The organism is Dactylosporangium sp. NPDC005555, assembly GCF_040605635.1.
GTDB lineage: Bacteria > Actinomycetota > Actinomycetes > Mycobacteriales > Micromonosporaceae > Dactylosporangium.
The window spans coordinates 128,891-152,744 of sequence record NZ_JBEXDG010000008.1 but is presented as its reverse complement, the minus strand read 5'-3'; the positions used below and the strand labels follow the sequence as shown (position 1 = coordinate 152,744).

The following is a 23,854-nucleotide window of genomic DNA, read 5'->3' as shown; positions in this document are numbered from 1 at the left end:
ACCCCCCAACCGGAAGGGACCACCCACCCATGCGCACAAGACGGGTCATCGCGATCGGCGCGGCCATCCTCGCCGTCGCCGCGAGCGTCGTCGCCGGTCCGGCACCGGCCCAGGCGATCCAGGTCACCGGGCTGACGGCGACCATCGCCCTGAACAACTGCTCGGGCGCCCTGGTCCGGTACCCCTCGTCGGTCGACAGCGACCGGGCGATGCTGCTCACCAACGGCCACTGCTACGAGGGCGGCTTCATCAACAACGGCGTGGTCCTGCAGAACCGGGCCAGCACCCGGACCGGCACGCTGCTGAGCAACACCGGCACCTCGCTCGGCACCGTGCGCGCCGACCAGCTGATCTACGGCACCATGACGAACACGGACGTCGCCCTGTACCGGCTGACCCAGACGTTCGCGCAGATCAAGACGAGCTACAACACCACCGCCCTGACCATCGGCGCCACCCGGCCCGCCGACGGCACCGCGATGACGATCCCGTCCAGCTACTGGAAGCAGGTCTGGACCTGCACCATCAACGGCTTCGTGCCGACGCTGCGCGAGGACCAGTGGACGTGGCACGACTCGATCCGTTACAACACCGGCTGCCAGACCACCCACGGCACGTCCGGCTCGCCGATCGTCCGCTCGTCGGACAACACGATCATCGGCATCAACAACACCGGCAACGACGACGGTGCCAGCTGCACGCTCAACAACCCGTGCGAGGTCGACGCGAACGGCAACGTCAGCGTCCACCAGGGCCAGAGCTACGGTGAGCAGACCTACTGGTTCACCACCTGCCTCGACTCCTCGCGGGTCATCGACCTGTCGGTCGCCGGCTGCCTGCTCACCAAGCCGCCGGGCAGCGGCAACACGGTCACCGTCACCAACCCGGGCGCGCAGACCGCGACCGTCGGCACGGCCAAGTCGCTGCAGATCTCGGCGTCGTCGTCCGGCTCGGGCCAGACCCTGACCTACTCGGCGACGGGCCTGCCCGCCGGTCTCAGCATCAACGCCAGCACCGGCCTCATCTCCGGCACCCCGACCACCGCGCAGACCACCACCTCCACGGTGACGGTCAAGGACACCACCAACGCGACCGGGACGGCGACGTTCAGCTGGACCGTCAGCGGTGGCGGCGGCGGTACGTGCAGCGGCCAGAAGCTGCTCAACCCCGGCTTCGAGTCCGGGGCGACCTCGTGGACCGGCACGACCGGCGCCATCGGCCAGTGGTCCAGCCAGGGGCAGCCCGCCCGCACCGGCACGTACTCGGCCTGGCTGCTCGGCTACGGCTCCACCAAGACCGAGTCGCTCTCCCAGGCGGTCACCATCCCGGCCGGCTGCTCGGCGACCCTGACCTTCTACGTCCACATCGACACCGCCGAGACGACGACCACGACGGCATACGACAAGCTGACCGTCACCGCCGGCTCGACCACGCTGGGCACCCTGTCCAACCTGAACAAGGCGGCGGGCTACCAGGCGAAGACCTACAGCCTGAACGCCTTCGCCGGGCAGACCGTCACCCTGAAGTTCAACGGCACGGAGGACTCGTCGCTGCAGACGTCCTTCGTCCTGGACGACCTGGCCGTCACGGTCAGCTGATCCTGCGGTGCGAACCGGGTTCCCGACGAACCCGGTTCGCACCCCGGCCGCCCCTCATGCGCGGCGCTCACACGCCGATGGTGCGGCCATGACAGTCACGTCCACGGGCCGGCCCGGCGGCGAGGTAACGCCGCTGCGGGTGACCGCCCCCCTCGCGATCACCGCGGGGCTGGTCGTGCTGGCAGCCATCTGGTTCGGCATCGGCCTCGTCGTCAGGACACCCGGCCTGCTGGGCTGGACCACGCTGCTCATCAGCGTCCCGGTCGCCGCGGTCAGCTCGTGGCGGGCCGGCGCGCCGCACCCTGGATCCGCGCCGCGGACATTCTGGCGGTACGTCAGCGTCGGCCTGCTGCTCGTCGGCGCCGGCGCCATGAGCAACGCCCGCGACAACCTCGCCGGCGACGACCGCAACCAGCACGTCAGCGGCGTGACCTCGGCCATCTACCTCAGCGGCCTGCTGGTCATGATGATCGGCCTGCTGCGCATCCCCGGCATCCGCCGCACCGGCGGCGCCTGGACCCGCTTCGGCCTGGACATCGCCACCGTCATCGTCACCACCCTCACGTTCGCCTGGCACCTGGTGTACCCGCGCTGGGAGACCTGGTTCGCGGGCAGCGCCGGCGACACCTGGTCCGCGCTCACCGTCGTCGGCGGCGGCTTCATCTGCGTCTTCGCCTTCATCAAGGTCGCGTTCACCGGCACCGGCCCGATCGACCGGCGCGCCCTGCACCTGCTCGCCCTCACCGGCGCCGTCGGCGCGGGCGGCGGGTCCCTCGCGCCGCTGCTGGCGTCCAAGCCACACCTCAACACCGCCCACCTGATCCTGCCGGCGACCTGCCTGGTGCTGTGCCTCGCCGCCGACCGCCAGCTGCGCGCCGCCGGCGCCCCACCCGCCCCGGACCGCCCGCCGGGCCGCCGGCTGAGCGTCATGCCGTACGCGGCGGTCGTCGCCACCGGCGCGCTGCTGCTGCTGTCCACGATCCAGGGCTCCCCGGACGTCGTCATCGTCGCCATCGGCGCGATCATCGTCACCGTCCTCGTCGCCGCCCGGCAGATCATCGCCCTGCGCGACAACGCCGCCCTCCTGCAGCAGCTCGACGCGCGCCTGCAGGACAACGCCCGGCTCGTCGAGCAGCTCGACTCCCGGTTGCGGGACCTCCACACGTACCAGCGGAAACTCGCCCATCAGGCAGGCCATGACGCACTGACGGGCCTGGCCAACCGGACCGTCTTCGGCGAGGCCACCACCTCCGCGCTCGGCGGCGTCCCGGCCGGCCTCAGCGTCGCCGTCATCGACCTGGACAACTTCAAGGGCATCAACGACCAGCTCGGCCACGCCGTCGGCGACGCACTGCTGCAGGCCGTCGCCGAGATCCTCACCACGCACACCCCGGCCGGCAGCACCGTCGCCCGCCTCGGCGGCGACGAGTACGCGCTGCTGCTGCACGGCACCGACCAGGCCGCGGTCCTCAACACGATCACCGGTTCGCTGCGCCGCCCCCTGCACGCCGCCGGGCACGACCTCATCGTGGAGGCCAGCATCGGCCTCGCCGCCGCCCGCCCCGCCGACACCGCCGCCGACCTGCTGCGCCGCGCCGACGTCGCCATGTACGAGTCGAAGAACCAGGGCAAGGGCCGCTGGAGCGTCTACACGGACGAGATGGACCAGCGAGGCGCCGAGCAGGCCCGCATCGCCGCCGACCTGCGCACCGCGCTCGACACCGGCCAGCTGCACCTGGTGTACCAGCCGATCGTCGACATCACCGACGGCTCCCTCTACGGCGTGGAGGCCCTGGTCCGCTGGAACCACCCGGCACGCGGCCCGATCCCGCCCATCGACTTCATCCCCGCCGCCGAACGGACCGGCCTCATCGTGCCGCTCGGCGCGTGGATCCTCGCCGAGGCGTGCACACAGGCCGCCAGGTGGCAGTCCCGGCTCGGCGCGGCGGCCCCCGCCATCGTCAGCGTCAACGTCTCGGCGCGGCAGCTGCGCGAGGCGAGCTTCGCCGCGGACGTCGCCGCCGTCCTGCAGCGCACCGGCCTGCCGCCCCAGCACCTGACGATCGAGGTCACGGAGACCGCGGTGTTCGACGGCGGCACCGCCGTGGACGCGCTGCACGCGCTGAAGGACCTCGGGGTCACCGTCGCGCTGGACGACTTCGGGACCGGGCACTCGTCCCTCGGGCTGCTCCGCACCTGCCCCGTCGACCTGCTGAAGGTCGACAAGTCCTTCGTCGACACCGTCACGCACGGCGGCGAACACGCGGTCATCGCCGCCGCCCTCATCGACATCAGCAACGGCCTGCACCTCCGCGCCGTCGCCGAGGGCGTGGAGACCGCCGAGCAGGCCGCGGAGCTGCGCCGCCTCGGCTACCGGTACGCCCAGGGCTACCACTACGCCCGCCCGCTGCTCCCCGCCGACCTGGAACTGCACCACCTCCCCCACGCCGACGAACTCGTGGAGGCCTGATGCCGCGCCAATCCTCCACCACCGGCCTCGTCCGGCAGGGCCGCCCCGCGCGCCTGCAACAGCGCCGGGCCCGTTCGCTCCGCGCTGACACCGCGCTTCCGCGTAGCGGATGCCTTTTGTACTGGCGTGGCGGTAGCCACGTCGCCTAGGCCGTCCTAGGATGCTAGGATTCGAGTGTCGCTTTGATCCGCACGGTAAGTTCGTCGTGGATGTGCCGCGCGGAGGAGCCGAGGAGTAGCCCGTGTCGCAGGTGTTCACTCGGGGGCAGAAGAGCCCGCTCTCGGCGCTGACCACGGCGGACGACCTCTACGTCGGGGTCTTCCTGGACGGACCCGGGCTGACCTGGGACATCTCGTGTTTCGGGTTGGACGCGGCGAACAAGATGTCCGACGACGCGTATTTCGTCTTCTTCAACCAGCCGAGCTCGCCCGAGGGCTCGATCCAGAAGGCCGGGGCGCAGGGCGGCGACACCGAGGGGTTCCGGGCACAGCTCGGGCGGGTGCCGGAGAAGATCGCGAAGCTGTCGTTCTGCGCGTCGATCGACGGGGGCGGGACCGCGCGGCAGCTCAGGTCGGGGCACGTCCGGATCGTCGCGGCCGGCAAAGAGGTCATGCGCTACAGCTTCACCGGCGCGGACTTCGGCACGGAGCGGGCGATCATCATCGGCGACGTGTACCGCAAGGGCGTCTGGCGGGTCGGCGCTGTCGGGCAGGGGTTCGCCGGCGGGCTGGCCGACCTGATCCGCTCGTATGGCGGCACCGTCGACGAGGAGCCCGCGCCGGCTCCGGTGGTGGCCGCGCCGCCCGCATCGGCGCCGCAGCCGCAGCGACAGCCGGGCTTCGCGCCGCCGCCCGGGCCGCCCGCTCCCCCGCCGCCGCGGCCCGGGTTCACGCCGCCTCCGCCGCAGCAGCACCAGCCGCACGCCGTGCCACAGCAGCAGCACGCCGGGCATTTCCAGCCGCCGCCCGGGCCGCCGCCGGGGATGCCGCAGCCTGAGCGGGTCCGGCCCGGGGTGATGACCAGCCTGGACAAGTATCGGGAGGCGGCGACCACCGGCCGGTGGACCAAGCAGAACGGCAAGCTGGTGAAGGCGACCCTCGGCCCCGAGTTCCACGCGCGGCGCGGGTCGATGGTCGCCTACCAGGGCAACGTCGAGTTCATCTACAAGGGCTCCGGCGGCCTGCGCGCGATGTTCGAGGGCGCCGTCACCGGTCAGGGCCTGAAGCTGATGACCTGCAAGGGCCAGGGCGAGGTCTTCCTCGCTGAGAACGCCACCGACCTGCACATCGTCGAGCTGCAGGGTCAGTCGCTGTGCATCAACGCCGACAACGTCCTCGCGTTCGACGCCACCCTGCAGACCGAGATCCAGCGCATCGAGAGCGCCGGCATCCCCGGCGGCGGCTTCTTCCACCTCGTCGTGTCCGGCCAGGGCTCGATCGTCGTGATGACCCGCGGCACCCCGGTCACGCTGATGTGCCAAGGCCCGACGTTCGCCGACATGAAGGCCGTCGTCGCCTGGACGTCCGGCATGCGCGTCTCGGTGAACACGCAGGTCAGGATCTCGCGCCAGATGTACGCAGGCGACAGCGGCGAGGGTCTCGCCCTGCAGTTCATGGGCCTGCAGGGCCACTTCGTGGTGGTCCAGCCCTACGAGGTCTGAACCACCGCGAGGACCACCTCCGGCGACCCGCCACCCGGCCGGTCGGGTGTCAGGCCGCGGTAGCCGACCACTCGGGCGGCGGCAGTCCGACCAGTCGTCTGCCTTCGGCGTACATGCGCGGGTCCGGCTTGCGGCAGCCGAGGACCTCCGAGATCTCGAGCCCGGCGAACGTCGCGTCCAGCCCCGCCCAGTTTGTCCGACACCACCGACATCCGCACACCCCACGCCCGCAATTGCTCGAGGACCGCCCGGACGTCCGGGTAGACCTCGATGACGGGCCCTGCGGCGGACGCCTCCAGTTCGTCGAGGAGTTCCTGCGACGCCTCGACCCGCAGCACCGACAGCATCGCCCGGTGATAGTCGGCCCGGTTCGCGGTCACCGGCGAGTCGTCCAGGAACCGCTGCCCGGCAGCGATCGCGTCCGCGAAGCGCTCCTCCCGAAGCTGCGGATGGTGACGTACGACGATGCCCTCGAAAATCGGATCGCGGGTTCCACGACCACCGACCGGCCATGTCAGGACGGCCCCCGGCGTCGAACGGCGATCCCCGAATGCGCATCGCCCGGACCTATCGCGGCGCGACTCTGCGGCAGGACATGCTGGCCGATCGGACGTACTGCCAGGCAAACGCCGTCAATATGCTCGGCCGACCGGCCGGGGATGGGGACGACATGGCAGACGACGACCTTCGCTACGAACCGCCCGCCAGCGGCCTTGAGTGGCTGCACCGGCTGCGGCCCGCGACTTGCCTCGTCATGGGCGAGGTTCCGGAGGATGAACGTGACGCTGTCATGCGGATCGCATCCGACGTTCGGACAGCCGCCATGTCCGGTATGGTGCGCCGCTTCCTGCATCAGGGCACCTACGCGTTCGATGAGCGTGGGGTGTGGCATGTCGTGCTGGCTGCGGACGGCCAGGAGCCGCGACCGGCCGACCGCGGGCAGTCGTGGCGCCTCGAGGACGGCGACCATCTCGGCCTCGCGCAGGTCGTCCACGGTGACAGCTGGGGAGGCGCTACACCGTACGCGGGGAAGCCCGGATTCGCCCCCGGCGCGGTGGTTCGCCCGAAGGGCACCAACTCCTTCGGGCGGATCAGCAGGGTCATCGCGGTGGCCGGTGGTTATGAGTTCGAGGTCGACATTCAGGGCACCCCCAGCTCCTACAGCGAAGACGCGCTCGTGCCCGCGGCCGGCGACCCTCGCGATCCGGCGTTCTGGCTGCAGCAGGTCCCCGTCAACGCCGGGGACATCTCGCTTACGCTGACATGGACCAAGCTGCACCACCCGCTGACCGACGTCCTGTACTCGTTCGCGTCCAGCAAGACGGTATTCCGCCCGTACCAGTTCAAACCGGTGCTGAAGATGCTGACCGGGTCTTCGGGTCGGATTCTCATCGCGGACGAGGTCGGCCTTGGCAAGACCATCGAGGCTGGTCTGATCTGGAGCGAGCTGGAGCAGCGTTCGAAACTCGACCGGGTCCTGGTGGTCACGCCGGCGGCGCTCGTGCTCAAGTGGAAGACCGAGATGGAGCGGCGCTTCGACCGCACGCTGCCGATTCTGAAGCCGCGCGAACTGGCCGACCTGCTGGAGCCGATGCGAAACGGCACCGAGCCAGAGATCCGCGGCATCATGTCGATCGAGTCGCTACGGACCTCCAAGGTGCTCGAGGACATCCAGGAACTCCATCCTCGGTTCGACCTCGTCATCGTCGACGAGGCGCACTACCTGCGCAATCGGGAGAGCAAGACACACGCGCTCGGCGAGCTGCTCGCCGACAACGCCGACTACCTCGTGTTCCTGTCGGCCACACCGCTGAATCTCGGCAATGACGACCTGTTCAACCTGATGAGCCTCCTGGACGCCGACCACTTCGGTGACCGGGCCGTCTTCGACGCGCAACTCCGCCCCAACGAGGTGCTGAACCGGATCGCACGGTCCCTGCTGCAGGACGGCCGCAACACGCCGCGGAAGCTTGCCGCCGAGCTGGACCGGCTCGGTGGTCTGGAGTTCGGCGCCTCCATCACCGACCGGCCGGACTTCGCCATCCTTCGGAGACTGTTCGACGTCGAGCGTCCGTTGCGGCCCGACGAGATCGCCCGTGCACGGCGGCTCCTTTCTGACCTCAACGTCCTCGGCGGTGTGCTGACCAGGACGCGGAAGGCGGAGGTGCCGGATGCCAAGGCGGTCCGGGAGCCGCGCAACATCGACGTCGAGTGGACCCAGGCTGAGCACGACTACTACATGGCCGTCTACGCGTGGTGTATGGCGCGGGCGCTCAAGTCCGGCAGCCCTCCAGGGTTCGTGATGCAGATGCCGCTGCGGCAGGCGGCGAGCTGCATCCCCGCGTCGCGGCTGCTCATCCAGCAACGGGACCCGCTACTGTTCCAGCAGGAGTACGACGACTTCGGCGACTTCGGCGAGGACAGCACGAGCGAGCCGCCCGCCGAGATGCCGGGCGCGGCGATTCTGAGCCGGCCAATACCCGTCGATACGAAGTACGAGCGACTACAGGAGGAACTGCTGCGCATCCGGCAGACCGGACTGAGCCAGATGATGATCTTCTCATTCTTCCGCCGTACGCTCGCATATCTCGCCGAGCGGCTCAGCAGACACTTCACAGTCCGCGTGATGGATGGTGGCGTGCCGCTGCCTGAGCGGGAACAGATCATGCGGGATTTTCGTGACCATCGGTTTGAGATCCTGCTGGTGAGCGAGGTCGGCTCCGAAGGTCTGGACTTCGAGTTCTGCAACGTGCTGGTCAACTACGACCTGCCGTGGAACCCGATGCGGGTGGAGCAACGCATCGGCCGCCTCGACCGGTTCGGACAGCACCACGAGAAGATCTTCATCTATAACATGTGCGTGCCGGGCACCATCGAGACCGACATCTTCCAGCGGCTCTACGACCGCATCGGCGTCTTCGAAAACTCGATCGGGGAACTCGAACCGATCCTGCGTGACCAGATCGGCGACATCTCGAAACGGGTGCTCGACCCGAAGCTGGACGCGGCAGGGCGGCAGCACGAGATGGATCGGATCGTAGTGGCCGTCGAACAACGCCGGCACGATACGGACGACCTGAGGAACTCGCAGGCCTATCTCTCTGGCCTGGATGACCTGCTCGTCGAGGGTATGACCGCCGACGGCCCGGGCGGTGGCCGGTTCGTCGGACCGGCGGAGATCTGCCGGGTCATCGACGAGCTCCTCCAGCGTGTCGGGGGCCATCGGGGGCCTGTGGACGCCGACGGCATCTTCCGCATCGTCGGGTCGCCAAAGCTCGCGACACAGCTGCGCAAGACCAGGTCGACGGATGACGGCAGCCGGCACAGCCGATCCAAGCTCGCCGCGCTCATGCAGGACGGCACTCCGCTGGAATGCACGTTCAAGCCTGAGGTGGCAAGCAGGCGCAACCTCGAGCTGCTGTCGGCGCGGCATCCGCTGGTACGAGTCGCGGTCGAGGTCCTGAACGCGGAGACCCTTGCCCTGCCCCGGTTCGGTTCCGTGTGCCTGCAGGGCCTGCCGGTCGGTAGTCGGTACCTCATCAGCCTCGACCTGGCGGTGACAACGGGGCTGCGGCCGCTCTGCGAACTCTGGGCCACCGCAGTGGACGTCGGGACCGGGCTCGTATCCGCTGGTGTCGGCGACACGCTGCTCCAGGCACTGGCCGAGGGCGAACTCCGTGACGGGCCAACCGCAGCGCCCGGCGACATGCAGCACCTGCTCGGGCTGGCGAAAAGGGAACTTTCCGCGAGGCGAAGCACGACCGAACGGCTCCGCGCACAGGAGAACGCTGCCCTGGTGGAGGGCCGCATCAGGGCCCGTGAAGGCTCCCTAGACCTACAGATCCGCAAGACAGCCGAGTTGCTCGCCCGGCTGCGGCAGGACGGGCGCGGCAAGAGCGTCGTCCGCATGAGCGAGGGCAGATTGCGGCGACTCAGCGCCGACCGGAGGGCGGCGCGCGACGACCTGATCGGCAGGAAGGAGCTCAGCCTTTCACTGACCTCCGTCGCAGTGGTCATCGCGACAGCGGCGGAGCCCAGTCCTTGTTGAGGTACCACGCGGTCGGCGCGGCAGCCGTCGCACCCTCGACACCGCGCAGCACAAGCTGGGCGTGGTCGCGGCCGCGGATGACCGGCCATCGCTCGACCCGCATCTGCCGGTCCCAGCCGGTCGCGTCGCGGATGTGGACGCGACCGTCGCAGTACAGCTTGAAGGCCATCGAGCTGGAGCCGAACTTGAGCGCGAACCCGTCCATTTCCTGACGGCCGTTCGCTCCGCCGTCGATGTACATAAGGCTCAGGTACTCGCCGCTGGTGGACCGGATGCGTAGGACCCCGGTGCCCTGCGACGGTCCGGGGAACTGCCGGCCGTGCCGGGCATAGCCGAGGTCGAACATGCCGTTGAGTACCTGCTGAGGCGTGTACAGCGGTGTGTACGCCTCATACAGGACCTCCTGCCGGAGCCGACCGTGCTCCTCCCACTCGACAACGAAGTCGAACCCGGGACGATGCAGGTTGAGTCTGTCGTAACTGCCGGTGTCGGCGAGCCCGGCGACGATCGCCTCGTCGGCGGCGACGCCCGCGTTGTCGAACACCTGCGCGCGAGGGAACGCCTGGCCGATCTGCTGTTCCACATACGGGATGCGGCTCATCCCGCCGGCAAGGAGGACGTAGTCGATGTCCTGCGCCAGGTCGATCGGGTCCACCGCGCGCAGTTGTTCGGGTGACCGACCGCCGCGTTCGGTAAGCCGGGCGGCCCGGATCGCCGCCCACACCAGCGTCAGAGCACGGTTCAACTGCGGCCGGAACGCCTCCTCCAGCTGCTCCTTGCGGTACGTCAGGGACGGCAGGTCCCCCATCGTGCGGCGCGGCAGCAGGACCCGGTACTCCGGCACCTGCGACAGGTGCTCCTTGGCCGAGCGGGCGGCCCTCAGCAGTTCGGCGTCCACGTACTCCTCGGCTGCGCGGTCCCACACGTCGATGCCGCTGTCGGCGTACAACGCGATGAGGTCGTCGGCGATGGCGCGGTCCAGTGTGTCGCCGGCCTGGTCGACGCCGAGCGCCGAAAGGACCGAGATCTCGGGTGTATCACCGCCGATGACGTCCAGCACCGCGATGTCGAGGGTGCCGCCTCCCATGTCGAACACCAGCAGCCGCCCTTTCGGACGCTCGCTGTACCGCAGGTACCGGTGCGTCACCCACGCCACTCCGGCCGCGATCGGCTCGTCGATGAGCGTCGAGCTGTCCACCGGCAGACCAGCCTTCGTGGCGAGGGACAACATCCGGCTGCGCTGCTGGCCGTCCCACATCGCTGGGCAGCCCAGCCGCAGGTCGTGGCCTTCGGTGATCGGCCGTCCGGCGGCCTCGGCGCGGCGGACGATCTCGACGAGGACCGCGGTCATGACATCGTCCGCGGCGACCTGCTGCCGACCAGTGTCGCCGGCGACGACGACGGTGTCCTCGAAGCGGGTGATCGCCCGTTTCACCGAGCGAATGACGCGGTCGCTCGGCAGCTCGTCCGCGTCCTCACCGACGAGCAGCTCGCCGTCGTCGTACCCGGCGATCGACGGAAACCACTGCGTCCCGACACCGAGCGGGACGATGGTCGCAGGCAGCCTGCCTCTGCGCTCGGCGACGAGCGACGTCGACGTGCCGAAGTCAATGCCAACGGCATGACTGTGGCGACCGGCCATCTGCCCTCCTATTGCTTGACGACCAAAGCTTTGCCTATGACCAATACGTCATCGAGGGTTCGCCAGCGATAGCCCGGACGGAGGACCGTCACCTGGCTGCCCGGTGCGGGACGCCCGGCGATCGGCTTGTGGGCCGCCGGGTCGAACGCCGCATCGGCACCTGCCGCGCCGATCGGCTCGAGACCGTGCGCCGCCACCATCGCCCGAACCCGGTCGATCAGGACGTCCGGGCCGGTGCTGTCCGCCGCGAGTTCCTCGACCTCCGCAGCGAGCTCGGCGAGCGAACGCACGACGTCGATGCGGATCTGCCGTTCCTGCGCCGAGCGCAGCCCGACAGCCTCGTCATGGTCTCGCCGGAGCATCTCCTCGAGGCGCTCAGACCTGTCGAGCAGCCCAGCGGCTTCCTGCGATGCGGCTTCCGCGCGCGCCGTGGCGGCAGCCGACGCCTTCTGCGCTTCGGCAGCGTCCCGGCGCAGCGCGTCGGCGCGTTCGGTGTCGGACAGCTCGGCAACCCATCCGGCGACGGTTGGGTCTTCGCGGCCGATACGCCGGAACACCCCGGCGACCGCGCCGGCGGGCAGCTGCCGCGCGAACTCAGCCGGCAGCCCGAGCAAGTGGCTGAGCGCGCGGCGCGAGGCGGCCTTTACGAGCGCTGCGTTGACCAGCGGCCGGATCACCCGTTCCCCCACCGACTCCAGGCTGGTCACGCCACCCAGTCCGCCCTCGGCGCAATCGACGACATCTGTCAGCGACGCACCCCGCCACCAGGCAGTGTCAGCGACCTGGTCGGGCCACAGCCGGGCAACCGCCACGATCACTGCCGCTCGTCCGCTGCCCGGACGCAAAGGCATTGCAGATACCGCATCCACGACGACGTCCAATGGCACAGTCGCGGTTTCCGCAGGCCTCGTGAGAGCGAGCAGCTCGGCCAGTACACGGACCGCCGCGTCGATGTCGGCAGGCCCGGCGTCGGCCGCTCGGATGACCCGCGCGAGCGACGCGATGCTCGCCGGCGTCAGCACCGCGGCCTCGGCCAGACGACGCAGCAACCACCCGGCCGCAACTCGCTCCTCGGCATCCGCTGCGTGGAGCTCGTCGGCTGCCGCGTGCAGCATCGTTTCAGCGACCTCAGCGGATCCGAGCCGACCAGCGTCGGGGAGGTCCCGCGGGACGGGAAGGAGCAGAGCGGCTGCCCTGGCGTGCTGGCCGTCGGGCAGGTCAATGAGCAGGTTGCTGAGTTCGCTGTCGGAGCGTCGTCCGAGACCAACCGCTGTGCGAAGTGGAGCTTGCGCCGCCTGCCGGATCAGGTCGGCCAACTGCGGCATATCGTCGACGCCCGGCGACTTCGGATCGCCCTCTTCCGGTTCCGGTGCGTCGGCCTCGATCGGCGGCTGGTCGTTGGCTGGCGTCCCCGATTCCGGTTCGGGCTGCACGATCGGCGCCGGCTCTGGCTCCACCTCCGGCGTCGCTGACGTTCCTGGCGATAGCTGTCCGACGGGAGGAGCCGGCGGTTCCCAGATGTACTGCTTTTTGCGGTTTATCCTGATGTCAGAGCGTTTCGCAATTCTCTTAGTTGCTTCCTTCCATGCACTGGTCGCGTTCTCGAGATTGATGCCGTACACGTGGAGCAGGTCCTGATGGCCGCGTGAATCCAGCACCTGGCCGTCTTCGATGGATCGGATAATCGCTCCGGCGAGGTCGGCGCGAATCCGCTCACCAACGGCGACGGGGTCGAGCAGCCACTCGTACCGCAAGGAGTGACGAGCCGCCAGCTTGTACTGATTGTCCAGGACGACGTCCTGTTCGGAACCGTCGTCCTCCCACCGAACGCGTAGAGGGCTACGCCCGCCGACCAGCACGACACCGATCCGGGGCCGCTCTTGGCCCACCTGCGGCAGGCAGATCACCACGTCAGTCCGTCTCACGGGTGCGACTGTAGTTGTTCTCGGCCCACGCTTCCGAAACCGGCCGGCGGCGCGTGGATCGGGAACCTTCCGCCGCGCCACCCTTCGCGACTACGACCGGCCGCTGCCCATTCTCCTCCACTGCGTCCGCCAGGACCGCCTCGTCGACGACGAGCGGTCATCGTAAAGTGTCGATGTCGATGACGAAGCGGTAGCGGACGTCGGACCTGAGGACCCGCTCGTACGCCTCGTTGACGGCGTCCGCGGGGATGAGCTCGACCTCGGGGGCGATGCCGCGCCCGGCGCAGAAGTCGAGCATCTCCTGGGTTTCGGCGATGCCGCCGATGCCGGAGCCGGCGAACGAGCGCCGGTTGCCGAACAGGGCGAACACCGGCACCGGCAGCGGCTCCGGTGGGGCGCCGACGCTGACCAGCGTGCCGTCGAGGCGGAGCAGGCGCAGATACGCGCCCATGTCGATCGGCGCGCTGACGGTGTTGATGATCAGGTCGAACGTGTTCGCGAGCGCCTCGAACGTCGACGGGTCGCTGGTCGCGTGGTAGTCCTCGGCGCCGAACGCGTGGCCGTCGTCCTTCTTGTTCAGCGTCTGCGACAGTACGGTCACCGAAGCGCCGCACGCGGCGGCGATCTTGACCGCCATGTGGCCCAGGCCGCCGAGGCCGACGACAGCGACCCTCGTGCCGGGCCCGGCGTTCCAATGGGCGAGCGGCGAGTAGGTGGTGATGCCCGCGCACAGCAGGGGCGCGGCCGCCTCGTGCGGGATGCTCCCGGGCACCCGGAGCACGAAGTCCTCGTCGACGACGATGTGGGTGGAGTAGCCGCCCTGGGTGACGGTGCCGTCCCGGTCGACGCCCGCGTACGTCTGGGTGTTGCCGCGCAGGCAGTACTGCTCCTGCCCGGCGCGGCAGTTCTCGCACTCGCGGCACGAGTTGACCATGCAGCCGACGCCGACCCGGTCGCCGGTCGCGTGACGGGTGACCTCGCCCCCGACCTCGGCGACCGTGCCGACGATCTCGTGGCCGACCGTCAGCGGATACGGCATGTCGCGCCACTCCCCGCGGACGGTGTGGATGTCGGAGTGGCAGACACCCGCGTAGCGGATCTCGATGAGCACATCGCGCGGGCCGAGGTCCCGCCGCTCGATCGTGCCGCGGACGAGCGGGGCGGTCGGCGAGGTGGCGACGATGGCGTTGACGGTAAGAATGACGTCCTCCAGTGCGGTTCCTGCTGCTCTTGTACTGCCAGTGGACCGCGGCCGCGACCGGCCCACGGTTGGAAACGGTTCCAGCCAACCCCTGGATCGTCGCCGCTGGCAGTGGCTGGCGTTCCAGGTACTGCCAGAACCCCTCAGACCGGGTAGGACGGACGTAGCAGCGCACCGGTACACCTTGGAGAATGAGACCATGACGGACCAGACGATCTCCCGCCCTGCCTCGCGTGTGGCCGTCGACGTGCGGGACGAGGGCTGATGCTGTCCACGCGGCTGGGCCGGACCGGCCTGAAGGTCAGCCGGATCGCGCTCGGCTGCATGAGCTACGGCACCGCCGCCGCGGGCATGCACCAGTGGACCCTCGACGAGGACGCCGCGGCGCCGTTGTTCCGGCAGGCGGTCGAGCTCGGCGTCACGTTCTGGGACACCGCGAACGTCTACCAGGGTGGCACGTCTGAGGAGTTCGTCGGCCGGGCGATCACCCGCTTCGCCCGGCGGTCGGAGATCGTGCTCGCCACGAAGGTCAGCGGGCCGACGGCCGACGGTCCCGCCGGACTGTCCCGCAAGGCGATCCTCGCGCAGGTGGACGCGTCGCTGCGCCGCCTCGGCACCGACCACATCGACGTCTACTACGTGCACCGCTTCGACCCCGGGACTCCCGTCGAGGAGACCATGCAGACCTTGGACGGCCTCGTCCGCGCCGGGAAGGTGCTGTACCTGGGTGCGTCCTCGATGTGGGCGTGGCAGTTCGCGAAGCTGCAGCACGCCGCCGCCCTGAACGGCTGGACGACGTTCTCGGCGATGCAGGACCAGTACAACGTGCTCAAACGCGAAGAAGAGCGCGACATGATCCCCATGTGCCTGGACCAGGGGGTGGGTCTCACGCCCTACTCGCCCCTGGCGAAGGGCCGCGCCGCCCGGCCGTGGGGTGAGCGCACCGCGCGGTCGTCGTCGGACCAGGTCGCCGTGGCGTTCGACCGGGACGTCGACCGGCCGGTCGTGGCCGCCGTCGAGCGGGTCGCCGCGGCGCGCGGGGTGCCGATGGCGCAGGTCGCGCTGGCGTGGGTGCTGTCGAAGCCGGTGGTCGCGTGCCCGATCGTCGGCGCCACGAAGCCGCACCACCTCGCGGACGCCGTCGCCGCCCTGGACCTGGAGCTCACCGCCGAGGAGCTGACCGCCCTCGAGGAGCACTACCAGCCCCAGGACAACTACTGGTGGTGACGTCCGTCCTGGGCCCGGGCGGGACTCACTCCTCGTCCGGGCCGTCGATGTGCCAGCCCGGAGCGTCGCAGACCCGGGTGCCGGCGGTGTAGACGCCCGCCACGACGTCCGTGACGAACCGGGCGCCACCGGCCTGCGTGCCCGTGACCTGCACGGTGACGTAGGTGCCGTCCATGCTCGTGTCGTAGAAGATGTCGTCGACGTCGTCGACGGATTCGACCGACACACCCCGGAGGTGCTCGCGATGGTCGTCGACCGTGTAGGTGCCGGCGGCCAGGATCTCCGGGCAGAGCAGCTTGTACGCGGCGTCGATGTCGCCGTCGCGGAGGTGCTCGTAGTAGCGGCGCACCACAGCGGTCGCCCCGCGGCGCTCGCCGAGGAGATAACCGTCCACGTAGGCGAAGCAGAGACCGGCACACGCGACCGGACCGAGCGCGACGGCCCACAGCATGACGGCTCGCCACTTCATGATCGTCGATCGTACGGGCCACGCCGCGAGACCGCGGTCCCCTCGCGGGACCGGTAGGCTGCGGCGATGGGGCGCCGGGAGGATCCGTTCGAGCTGCGTGTGGTGACCGCCACGGACGTGATCGACGCGACGCTGGACTTCGACGAATATCCGCACCGGTATCTGTTCGTGCAGGCCGACACCGGCCTCGGCGTGCTCCCACGGGCGATGGCGCGGCTGCTCGTCGCGGTCGAGATACTCGAGGGCGAGTCGTGGGAGCTGGTCAACGTCCTGAACCGGAGCGGCTTCTACGCCGTCATGCGCAGTCCCCGGCGCGCGAATGGCTGACGGGCCCGGCGACGAGGGCTTCGTCCTGCGGGGGCGTTGCGTCCAGCGCGTCTAGCTCGGCGCGGAGCTGTCGACCGTCCGGACCTGGAGCCAGATTCCCGAGGCGCGCAGGCGTTGGACGAGGTCCAGGCCGACGCGCTGGTCGCGGGCGGCGAGCACGAGGACGAACTCCACGCCGTCGCCACGGCCGCCGGGCCACACGACCGTCAGCGGGGTGCGGGTGAAGGTCACGCCGGCGGCCTGGAGCGACTGCTCGACCGTGTCCACGCCGGGGGCGAGGGTCGTCAGGTGATACGCCACCACTCCCTGGAATACCTGCACGGCCTCATTCTGACCGGGCGGCGGGCCGTCGCACAGTGGCGGCGGAGATGGTGGCGTCCACGACGGACCAGGCCTGGCCGGGGGTGATCGCGCCGAGCATGAGGGGGCCCTGGAGGCCGCTGATCACGGCGTACAGGCCGATCGCCGACTCCTCGGTGAAGGCTCGCCTGAAGAAGGTGTGCGCGCCGGTGTACGCGGAGCGCATGACCTCGGCGGCCTGGGGTTCGGTGGCGCTGTAGGCGAGCAGCGCGAGGGTCGCCGCGGACGTGAGGCGGCGCTCGTCGTCCAGGGGCAGCATCTCGTCGATGACGACGCGCAGGCCGACGGACTCGTCGGTGGGGTCGGGCTGCTGGGCCATCCGGGCGGCGACCCGTCCGGTGAAGCGGATGTTGATGTACTGCAGCACGAACCGCAGCAGTTCCGCGCGGGTCGCGAAGCAGCGCTGGACGGCGCCCGCGGAGACGCCGGCCTCGGCGGCGACGACGCGCACGGTGGCGGCCTCGATCCCGCGGGTGCCGATGATCCGCACCACCGTGTCGGCGATGTGCCGCCGGCGGGCGTCCTGGTCGACTATCTTCGGCATGCTTTTATGATACAGTCGTATCGGAAACGGGGAGGTGCCACATGACGGTCAAGATAGCCCGCAACGGCGACGTGGAGCTCGCCTACGAGACGTTCGGCGAGGAGGGCGGCGAGCCGCTGCTGCTGATCATGGGACTCGGGCACCAGATGCTGCTCTGGCCCGACGGGCTCTGCGAGGCCCTCGCCGCCGCCGGCTTCCACGTCGCGCGCTTCGACAACCGCGACTCCGGCCTGTCGACGCACTTCGGCGGGCCCGACGACACCGCCGGCCGGCAGAAGTGGTGGCAGGCACTGCTCGGCGGTGGCAGACCGCCGTACTCCGCGGTGGCGTTCACCGACGACGCCCTGGCGGTCATGGACGCGCTCGGCTGGAGCTCGGCACACGTCGCCGGCGCCTCCATGGGCAGCGCGATCTGCCAGATGCTGGCCGTGTGGCATCCGCGGCGGGTCCGCAGCGTCACCGCCATGATGACGATGCCGGCCTCGGCCAGTCTCACCGCACTGCGCCACATCAGGCTCGGCCCGGCGTTCAAGATGGGCGGCCGGCGGTACACCGACGACCGCGAAGGACAGGTCCAGCGTCTGGTCGACGTGTTCCGCCTCGTGGCCTCACCCGAGGGCAGCTTCGACGAGCCGTGGGCCCGGGAGGTCGCCGAACGCTGCTACGACCGGCGGCCGTTCGACCCGGCGGCGGAGCGGCGCCAGCTCGCGGCGGGCCGGGCGACCAGGCAGACGCTCGACGTCAGCCGGATCGCCGTGCCCACCCTGATCGTGTACGGCGAATGCGACCCGATGGTGCGGCCGAGCGGACCCAGGGCACTGCATCGCAAGGTCCGTGGGTCGCGCCTGGTCACCTACCCGCGCATGGGGCACAACCTGCCGCCGCACATGTGGGGGTCACTGGTCGAGCAGATGTCCGCGCAGGTGCGGCTGAGCACCTGACCGACCGGCTCGATCGTGCTCGTCGCCGCCCATGATTAGGCTGTGGCGATGCGAGCGACCACGGTGCTGGACGCGCCGTCGAATCTCGGGCTGCGGCCGTCGCTCGCGGCGTCCGGGTGCGTCGACCCGGACCTCGACCCCGACGGCCGCATCGGCACTCCGGCCGGCTACGCCGACCTGCTCGCGGCGCTGCACGCGCCGGGGCAGCGGTGACACACCGGGACCAACCCGCGGATCCCGCACTGAGGAAGGTTTCCCGCATGACGGAGCACCTGGCCACGATCCGCCGCCTGGCGGCCGACGTCGACACGACCGCGCTGTGCGACGCCACCCCCGGCATCCGCGTCATGTCCGCCGCGCTGCGGTGCCGGTCGGCGAACCCGGTCGTGTGCGGGCCCGCGCGCACCGTCCGCTGCCGCGACGACTTCCTCGCCGTCATCCAGGCCCTCGAGCAGGCGGCGGCGGGTGACGTACTGGTCGTCGACGGCGCCGGCCGCGAGACCGCCCTCGCCGGCGAGCTGTTCGCCCGTGTCGCGCTGAACAAGGGCCTGGCCGGCATCATCGTCGACGGCGGCTACCGCGACATGCGCTTCGTGTCCACGTGCGAGCTGCCGGTCTACAGCCGTCACGTCACGCCGAGAGCCGGGACCACGATCCGTCCGGGCGTGCCCGGCGAAACGGTCAGCTGCGGCGGTGTCGTGGTCCACCAGGGCGACATCGTCATCGCCGACCACGACGGGATCGTGGTCCTCGACCCGGCCGACGCCGTCGCCCGCCTCACCGCCGCCGCCGAGGTGATGGCGACCGAGGCCCGTGTCGCGGAGCGCCTCGCCACCGGCGCGACCCTCGCGGACGTGCTCAACCTGGACGAGCACCCGGCGCCGCTGCGATTCACCGTCTGACGGGCACCGCAGGTCTCGCGGCGCGACAGCCCGGCCCGCGACCGCCCGGCCCGCGACCGCCCGGGCTGCGGTCAGACCGGACTGCGGTCAGACCGGACTGCGGTCAGACCGGACTGCGGTCAGACCGGACTGCGGTCAGGCCGGGCAAGACAGATAATGCACACATGACGGGCAGCGTGGACGGCATCATCGGCTGGCGATGGCTCGACGTGCGGCTGCGCCGGCGGGCCCACCGTCAGGTCCGTGCGGAAGCCGCGCCGAGCCGCCCGCGCCGGGCCGCCACCGTGGCCGTCGCCGTCGCCGTGCAGGTCGCGGCCGTCGCGACCCTGGTGTGCGGCGCCTGGCTGTGCACGGTGCGGTTCCCCAGCGTGGCGCTGCTGCCGGGCGCCGTGCTGCTCCTCTTCGGCGTGCTGGCCCTGCCCCGGCCGTCCGCCCTGCCCCGCGACGCCGTCACCGTGCGGCGCGCCGACGCACCCGCGCTGTACGCGCTCGCCGACCGGGTCGCCGCCGCGCTGGGCGTGCCGCCGCCGCACGTCGTGGTGGTGGACGACCAGTTCGCCGCCGAGTCGGGCCTCGCCGGGTTCCTGCGCCGCCGGTATCTGCGCATCGGCGCCCCGCTGTGGGCGGTGCTCGACCCCGCGCAGCGCACCGCGCTGGTGGCCGTGGAGCTGGCCCGGTTCGGTGGCGGCGACCCGAGCCGCGCCGCGCTCACCGGCACCGTCGAGCGCACCCTCGCGACCGTGGTCGCCATGCTCGAACCCGGCGCGGACAAACACCTGCGCACCGGGCGCAACGACGACGTCGTCAAGATGATCCAGGCGAACCCCGGCCAGCAGGTCGGCAAGGCCCAGTCGTCCATGAACCTCGTCGAGGGCCTCGTCCGCCCGTTCATCGCACTCCTGCAGGGCGTCTTCGGGCTGGTGCACCTCGGCTACCTGACGCTGCTGCAGCCCGACGCGTTCCGGGCGGTCCTCGCGGCGGACGACCGGGCCGCCGCCGTGGCCGGCACGCCGCAGGTCCGGGCGGTCCTCGCCACGCGGCTGCTCGCCGAGTCGATGGTGACGGTCCTGCGCCGCGACGCCCGCGCCGGTGACCGCTCGGGTGCCGTCCGGCGCGACGAACCCGAGGCGGTCGTCGCCGCCTGGCCCGCCCTCGCCGCCGCTGTACTGGCGAAGAACGCACCCTCGCTGCCCGAGCGGTGCGACGCCGACGTGGCCCGCACCGCGTCACCGTTCGCGGTCACGCCACCACTCGGCCGGCGCATCGAGACGCTCACCGAGGCGCCCGTGGTCCTGCCGTCCGACCCCGCCGAGTCCGCGGCGACCGATGTCGAGCTGCGGCCGATGTACCGCCGGCTGGTGCGCGACCTCAGAAACGGTTGAGCCCACCCGGCGGTCGTGCACCGTACCGGACCAGTGCGTCGATGCCCCACCCGCCGAGGAACGACAGCCACGCGAGCGGGATGCCGAGCAGCGCGTCGTACCACAGCATCCAGCCACCGGCGCCCGCACCCGTCACGAACGCCTCCCGGTAGCCGGGGATCGGCAGGACGACGTCGATCAGCACGTACGCGATCCCGACGACGATCGACATGGCCGGGGTCCGGATCAGCCACGCGTACAGCCACGCCGGCCCGGCGGACAGCCCCACCATCAGCACGAAGAACAGGTACGCGTCCCCGCGCAGGACGCTCACCCCGGCCGCCGGCACCGCGATCCCCAGCGTCGCGGCCAGCGCCACCGCACATCGCACCCAGGCCCAGCGACTCATCGCCGAACCGTACCCGGCACCCGCAACCACCCCGATCCACCCGCGACAACCCGGTGCATCGCTGGGGTCAGGGGAACAGGGATCCACCGGGTAGTCGGGATTCCCACCCGGCATACCGGGCGGTCACGGCCCACGCGAAGCGGTCCCGGTCCGCCTCGAACTCGGCGTACCGCTGCTCGATGCACGCCTCGCGCACGCCGGCGTCCTCGAAGTCCTCGCTCCTGCGCAGATCGACGTGATGCACATCAGCATGGACGGGCAACGGCGTCCCGAGCAGTTCGTCCAGCACCGCGAGCCATCCGTCCACGGCGGCGACCTTACGGGACGAACCGCAGCGCCGAGGTTGCGCCGGTGGTGTCGAGCGTGAGGCCGGCCGTGTCGGTGCGGCGCCGCATGACGCGCTGCTCATGGAGCTGCTGGCGGCGACACCCGGGTGACCGGCCGGCCGACGCGATCCCGGGCGCGCCGGACGCGGTCGATGCGGGCCTCGGCGGTGGCCTGGTCGATGATGCCGAGCCGCATGCGGCGGCGCAGCTTGTCCGTCACGATGTCGGCGAGCGGGGCGTCGCGCCACTTGCGCCAGCGGGACGTCACCCACAGCGACTTCTTCGTCAGGAGCTTCACCTCGACCCGGTCCGCGGCGTCGGACACGTCGCGGCCGGTGGCGGCGGCGAGCACCTGGCGCTCGCGGTGCCGGTCGGCGCGGTTCGGGGCGCGCTTGTTGCGGCGGATGCTCTTGCGGGAGCTCTTGTCGTGCTCGCCGTAGTCGTTGCGGCGGTCCTTGGCGTAGCTCAGCGCCTTCTTCTCCTGCGGGCTCCTGCGCGCCACCCGGACCACCTCCTCAGCGCTCCGGTCAGGGTAGGCCTGCACCCGTCCGGCCGGCCACGGCATTTCCCCGACGGTGCGCCGGCGGGCGGTGCTCATCCCCCGAGCGGGCGCGCCGGGCCGACCTCCGCCTCGCGGACCTGACGGCCGGTCGGGGCGCCCCGCTGCCGGGGGCCGTCGACCGGGCCGGCACCACCCTGCGCCGCACAGCCTGGCGCGATCGTTCAATACAGCGGCCCCGCGGCCGCCTACCGTTCCTGGCATGGATGAGTTCGCGAGCGGGGTGCTGGTCGCCGCGGTGCTGCGGGCGCTCGCCGACGACGGCATCACCGTCGACGCGCCGGCGCCGGGCGGCGCGCTGGTCCCGCTTGCCGTGAAACGCCGGCTGCTCGGCGACGTCGCCGCCGCGCACGGGCTGCTGCCGCTGCTGCGGGTCGGCCTGATCCTGCCGCGGCTGCCGCCGGACCCGGCGATCTCGGCGCTCGCCGCCGCCGACGGCCCGCCTGACCTGTTCGCCCGCTGGGCGCGCCTCGAGCGGTTCGTGCACTCCCGGCACCGGGTCGTCGTCGACGCGGCCGGCGCCGGCACCCTCGCCGCGTCGCACGTCGGGCCGCCTTCCGAGCCGCCGACGCCCGCCGAGGACGCGTTGGTGGTGGGTGTACTGACGGCGCTGCTGACAGCGATCGGGGTCCGCGGCCTGTCCGTGACACTCGGCGGGCGGGTCGTGTTCGCCGACGGGACGTTCGTCGCGCCGCCGGCGGCCACCGACCGGTGGCACTTCACCTGGACCTCCGTCGCCTCCGGGGTCACGGAGGCGACGGAGGCGACGGAGGCCTCGGGGGGCTCGGAGGCGACGGAGGCCGCTGCCGACCCGGCAGGGCAGGCGCGGAGCGTGCTGGCCGGGGACCTCGCCCGCCGGTGGACGCTGCGGGACCTCGCCGCCGAACTCGCCCTGTCGCCGCGCGGCGCGCAACGGCGGCTGCGGCCCGAGGGCGGCTTCACCGCGCTGCTCGCGGCCGCCCGCGCCGACGCCGCCGCGGGCCTGCTCATCGACAGCCGGCACGCGCTCGGCGTCGTCGGCTTCGCCAGCGGCTACGCCGACCAGCCGCACTTCACCCGCGAGTTCCGCCGGCGCACCGCGATGACCCCCGCCGCCTACCGGTCGGCGTTCGCCCGTTCAGTACAGGAGACGCAGCGATGAACGTGTCAGACCGGACGATCCTGATCACCGGAGCGACCCGCGGCATCGGCCGGGAGCTGACCCGGCAGGCGGTCGCGCTCGGCGCCCGGGTGGTGGCCGTCGGCCGCGACCGGGACGCCCTCGCCGCCATGCGGAGCGACCGGGTCGCCGTGTGGCCGGCCGACCTCGCCGACCCCGATGCCGTCGCCGCGCTCGCCGACCAGGTCACCGAGCAGCACCCCGACCTGTCGGTGCTCGTCAACAACGCGGCGGTGCAGACGCTGACCGACTTCCTCGCCGAGGACCCGCGGGACCTACGGCCCGTCCTGCGCCGGGAGGTCGCCGTCAACCTCGACGCGGTCGTCGCCCTCTCCACCGGGCTGCTGCCGCACCTGCGCCGCCGGCCGTCCGCCGCGATCGTCAACATCACCACCGGCCTCGCCCTGGCGCCGAAGCGCTCCGCCCCGGTGTACTGCGCCACCAAGGCCGCGGTCCGTGCCTTCACCCGCGCGCTGCGGTACCAGTGCCAGGACGACGCCCCGCACGTCCACGTCGTCGACGCCGTCATGGCCCTCGTCGACACCGACATGACCCGGGGCCGCGGCGACCGGAAGATGACCGCCGCCGAGGCCGCCACCGCGATCGTCGACGGCCTGCGCCGCGGCTCCGACGACATCCTCATCGGCCGGTCCAGGCTCCTCCCGCCGATCATGCGCCTGTCACCGGCCCTCGGCTACCGCATCCTGCGCAACACCTGACCTGGCG

The 23,854-nt window shown here is 71.1% G+C and carries 22 protein-coding genes; 12 read left to right on the top strand and 10 right to left on the bottom strand.

What is annotated here, in order from left to right; all coding sequences use genetic code 11:
- Positions 1-29 precede the first annotated feature (29 nt).
- The 3 genes from ABZS58_RS12010 to ABZS58_RS12000 all read left to right on the top strand — a co-directional run bounded on the left by ABZS58_RS12010 (position 30) and on the right by ABZS58_RS12000 (position 5,728).
- Positions 30-1,598 carry a putative Ig domain-containing protein gene (locus tag ABZS58_RS12010; RefSeq protein WP_354780395.1) on the top strand — a complete coding sequence of 523 codons (1,569 nt, stop codon included), beginning with the start codon at positions 30-32 and terminating at the stop codon, positions 1,596-1,598.
- 88 nt (positions 1,599-1,686) lie between these two features.
- Positions 1,687-4,068 (top strand): EAL domain-containing protein, encoded by a 2,382-nt coding sequence (locus ABZS58_RS12005; protein ID WP_354780391.1) that lies wholly within the window; start codon positions 1,687-1,689, stop codon positions 4,066-4,068.
- Positions 4,069-4,309: 241 nt separating this feature from the next.
- Positions 4,310-5,728 carry a TerD family protein gene (locus ABZS58_RS12000; RefSeq protein ID WP_354780389.1) on the top strand — a complete coding sequence of 473 codons (1,419 nt, stop codon included), beginning with the start codon at positions 4,310-4,312 and terminating at the stop codon, positions 5,726-5,728.
- Here ABZS58_RS12000 and ABZS58_RS11995 read toward each other — a convergent pair.
- Complete coding sequence (locus ABZS58_RS11995) at positions 5,716-6,108, bottom strand: hypothetical protein (protein WP_354780387.1); 393 nt, start codon at positions 6,106-6,108, stop codon at positions 5,716-5,718. The genes ABZS58_RS12000 and ABZS58_RS11995 overlap by 13 nt on opposite strands.
- 170 nt (positions 6,109-6,278) lie before the next feature.
- Between ABZS58_RS11995 and ABZS58_RS11990 the strand changes: the two genes are divergently transcribed.
- The gene (locus tag ABZS58_RS11990) at positions 6,279-9,776 is read left to right on the top strand and encodes a helicase-related protein (protein ID WP_354780385.1); all 3,498 of its coding nucleotides are present in this window, start codon (positions 6,279-6,281) and stop codon (positions 9,774-9,776) included.
- Here ABZS58_RS11990 and ABZS58_RS11985 read toward each other — a convergent pair.
- From ABZS58_RS11985 to ABZS58_RS11975, 3 genes are all read right to left on the bottom strand, one after another.
- Positions 9,742-11,418, bottom strand: coding sequence for an Hsp70 family protein (locus tag ABZS58_RS11985; protein ID WP_354780383.1), 1,677 nt, complete (start codon positions 11,416-11,418; stop codon positions 9,742-9,744). The genes ABZS58_RS11990 and ABZS58_RS11985 overlap by 35 nt on opposite strands.
- Positions 11,419-11,426: 8 nt before the next feature.
- On the bottom strand, positions 11,427-13,343 hold the full coding sequence (locus ABZS58_RS11980) for a hypothetical protein (RefSeq protein ID WP_354780381.1): 1,917 nt from the start codon (positions 13,341-13,343) through the stop codon (positions 11,427-11,429).
- Positions 13,344-13,500: 157 nt separating this feature from the next.
- Positions 13,501-14,544 carry an NAD(P)-dependent alcohol dehydrogenase gene (locus tag ABZS58_RS11975; RefSeq protein ID WP_354780579.1) on the bottom strand — a complete coding sequence of 348 codons (1,044 nt, stop codon included), beginning with the start codon at positions 14,542-14,544 and terminating at the stop codon, positions 13,501-13,503.
- Positions 14,545-14,808: 264 nt separating this feature from the next.
- Between ABZS58_RS11975 and ABZS58_RS11970 the strand changes: the two genes are divergently transcribed.
- Complete coding sequence (locus ABZS58_RS11970; protein WP_354780379.1) at positions 14,809-15,771, top strand: aldo/keto reductase; 963 nt, start codon at positions 14,809-14,811, stop codon at positions 15,769-15,771.
- Between the two features lie 25 nt (positions 15,772-15,796).
- On the opposite strand, the gene ABZS58_RS11965 is transcribed toward ABZS58_RS11970, so the two are convergent.
- Positions 15,797-16,240, bottom strand: a complete 444-nt coding sequence (locus tag ABZS58_RS11965) for a hypothetical protein (RefSeq protein WP_354780377.1) — start codon at positions 16,238-16,240, stop codon at positions 15,797-15,799.
- 66 nt (positions 16,241-16,306) lie between these two features.
- On the opposite strand from ABZS58_RS11965, the gene ABZS58_RS11960 reads away from it, so the two are divergent.
- On the top strand, positions 16,307-16,567 hold the full coding sequence (locus tag ABZS58_RS11960; protein ID WP_354780376.1) for a hypothetical protein: 261 nt from the start codon (positions 16,307-16,309) through the stop codon (positions 16,565-16,567).
- Between the two features lie 51 nt (positions 16,568-16,618).
- On the opposite strand, the gene ABZS58_RS11955 is transcribed toward ABZS58_RS11960, so the two are convergent.
- Positions 16,619-16,888: a hypothetical protein gene (locus ABZS58_RS11955; protein WP_354780374.1), complete on the bottom strand. Its 270-nt coding sequence runs from the start codon at positions 16,886-16,888 to the stop codon at positions 16,619-16,621.
- Positions 16,889-16,892: 4 nt separating this feature from the next.
- Positions 16,893-17,471, bottom strand: a complete 579-nt coding sequence (locus ABZS58_RS11950; RefSeq protein ID WP_354780372.1) for a TetR/AcrR family transcriptional regulator — start codon at positions 17,469-17,471, stop codon at positions 16,893-16,895.
- Between the two features lie 41 nt (positions 17,472-17,512).
- Between ABZS58_RS11950 and ABZS58_RS11945 the strand changes: the two genes are divergently transcribed.
- From ABZS58_RS11945 to ABZS58_RS11930, 4 genes are all read left to right on the top strand, one after another.
- Positions 17,513-18,412, top strand: a complete 900-nt coding sequence (locus tag ABZS58_RS11945; RefSeq protein WP_354780370.1) for an alpha/beta hydrolase — start codon at positions 17,513-17,515, stop codon at positions 18,410-18,412.
- A gap of 48 nt (positions 18,413-18,460) precedes the next feature.
- A complete protein-coding gene (locus tag ABZS58_RS11940; RefSeq protein WP_354780368.1) occupies positions 18,461-18,625 on the top strand; it encodes a hypothetical protein in 165 nt (54 codons plus the stop codon).
- A 47-nt stretch (positions 18,626-18,672) separates the two neighbouring features.
- Positions 18,673-19,314 carry an RraA family protein gene (locus ABZS58_RS11935; RefSeq protein ID WP_354780366.1) on the top strand — a complete coding sequence of 214 codons (642 nt, stop codon included), beginning with the start codon at positions 18,673-18,675 and terminating at the stop codon, positions 19,312-19,314.
- Positions 19,315-19,478: 164 nt separating this feature from the next.
- Positions 19,479-20,696: a M48 family metallopeptidase gene (locus ABZS58_RS11930; protein WP_354780364.1), complete on the top strand. Its 1,218-nt coding sequence runs from the start codon at positions 19,479-19,481 to the stop codon at positions 20,694-20,696.
- On the opposite strand, the gene ABZS58_RS11925 is transcribed toward ABZS58_RS11930, so the two are convergent.
- From ABZS58_RS11925 to ABZS58_RS11915, 3 genes are all read right to left on the bottom strand, one after another.
- Positions 20,683-21,084: a hypothetical protein gene (locus tag ABZS58_RS11925; protein WP_354780362.1), complete on the bottom strand. Its 402-nt coding sequence runs from the start codon at positions 21,082-21,084 to the stop codon at positions 20,683-20,685. The genes ABZS58_RS11930 and ABZS58_RS11925 overlap by 14 nt on opposite strands.
- A 67-nt stretch (positions 21,085-21,151) precedes the next feature.
- Positions 21,152-21,391: a hypothetical protein gene (locus ABZS58_RS11920; RefSeq protein ID WP_354780360.1), complete on the bottom strand. Its 240-nt coding sequence runs from the start codon at positions 21,389-21,391 to the stop codon at positions 21,152-21,154.
- 98 nt (positions 21,392-21,489) lie between these two features.
- A complete protein-coding gene (locus ABZS58_RS11915; RefSeq protein ID WP_354780358.1) occupies positions 21,490-21,912 on the bottom strand; it encodes a hypothetical protein in 423 nt (140 codons plus the stop codon).
- 259 nt (positions 21,913-22,171) lie between these two features.
- On the opposite strand from ABZS58_RS11915, the gene ABZS58_RS11910 reads away from it, so the two are divergent.
- A complete protein-coding gene (locus tag ABZS58_RS11910; protein WP_354780356.1) occupies positions 22,172-23,110 on the top strand; it encodes an AraC family transcriptional regulator in 939 nt (312 codons plus the stop codon).
- Entirely contained in the window at positions 23,107-23,847 is a 741-nt protein-coding gene (locus ABZS58_RS11905; protein WP_354780354.1) for an SDR family NAD(P)-dependent oxidoreductase, read from the top strand. The genes ABZS58_RS11910 and ABZS58_RS11905 overlap by 4 nt, the downstream gene beginning before the upstream one ends.
- The last annotated feature ends 7 nt before the right edge of the window (positions 23,848-23,854 follow it).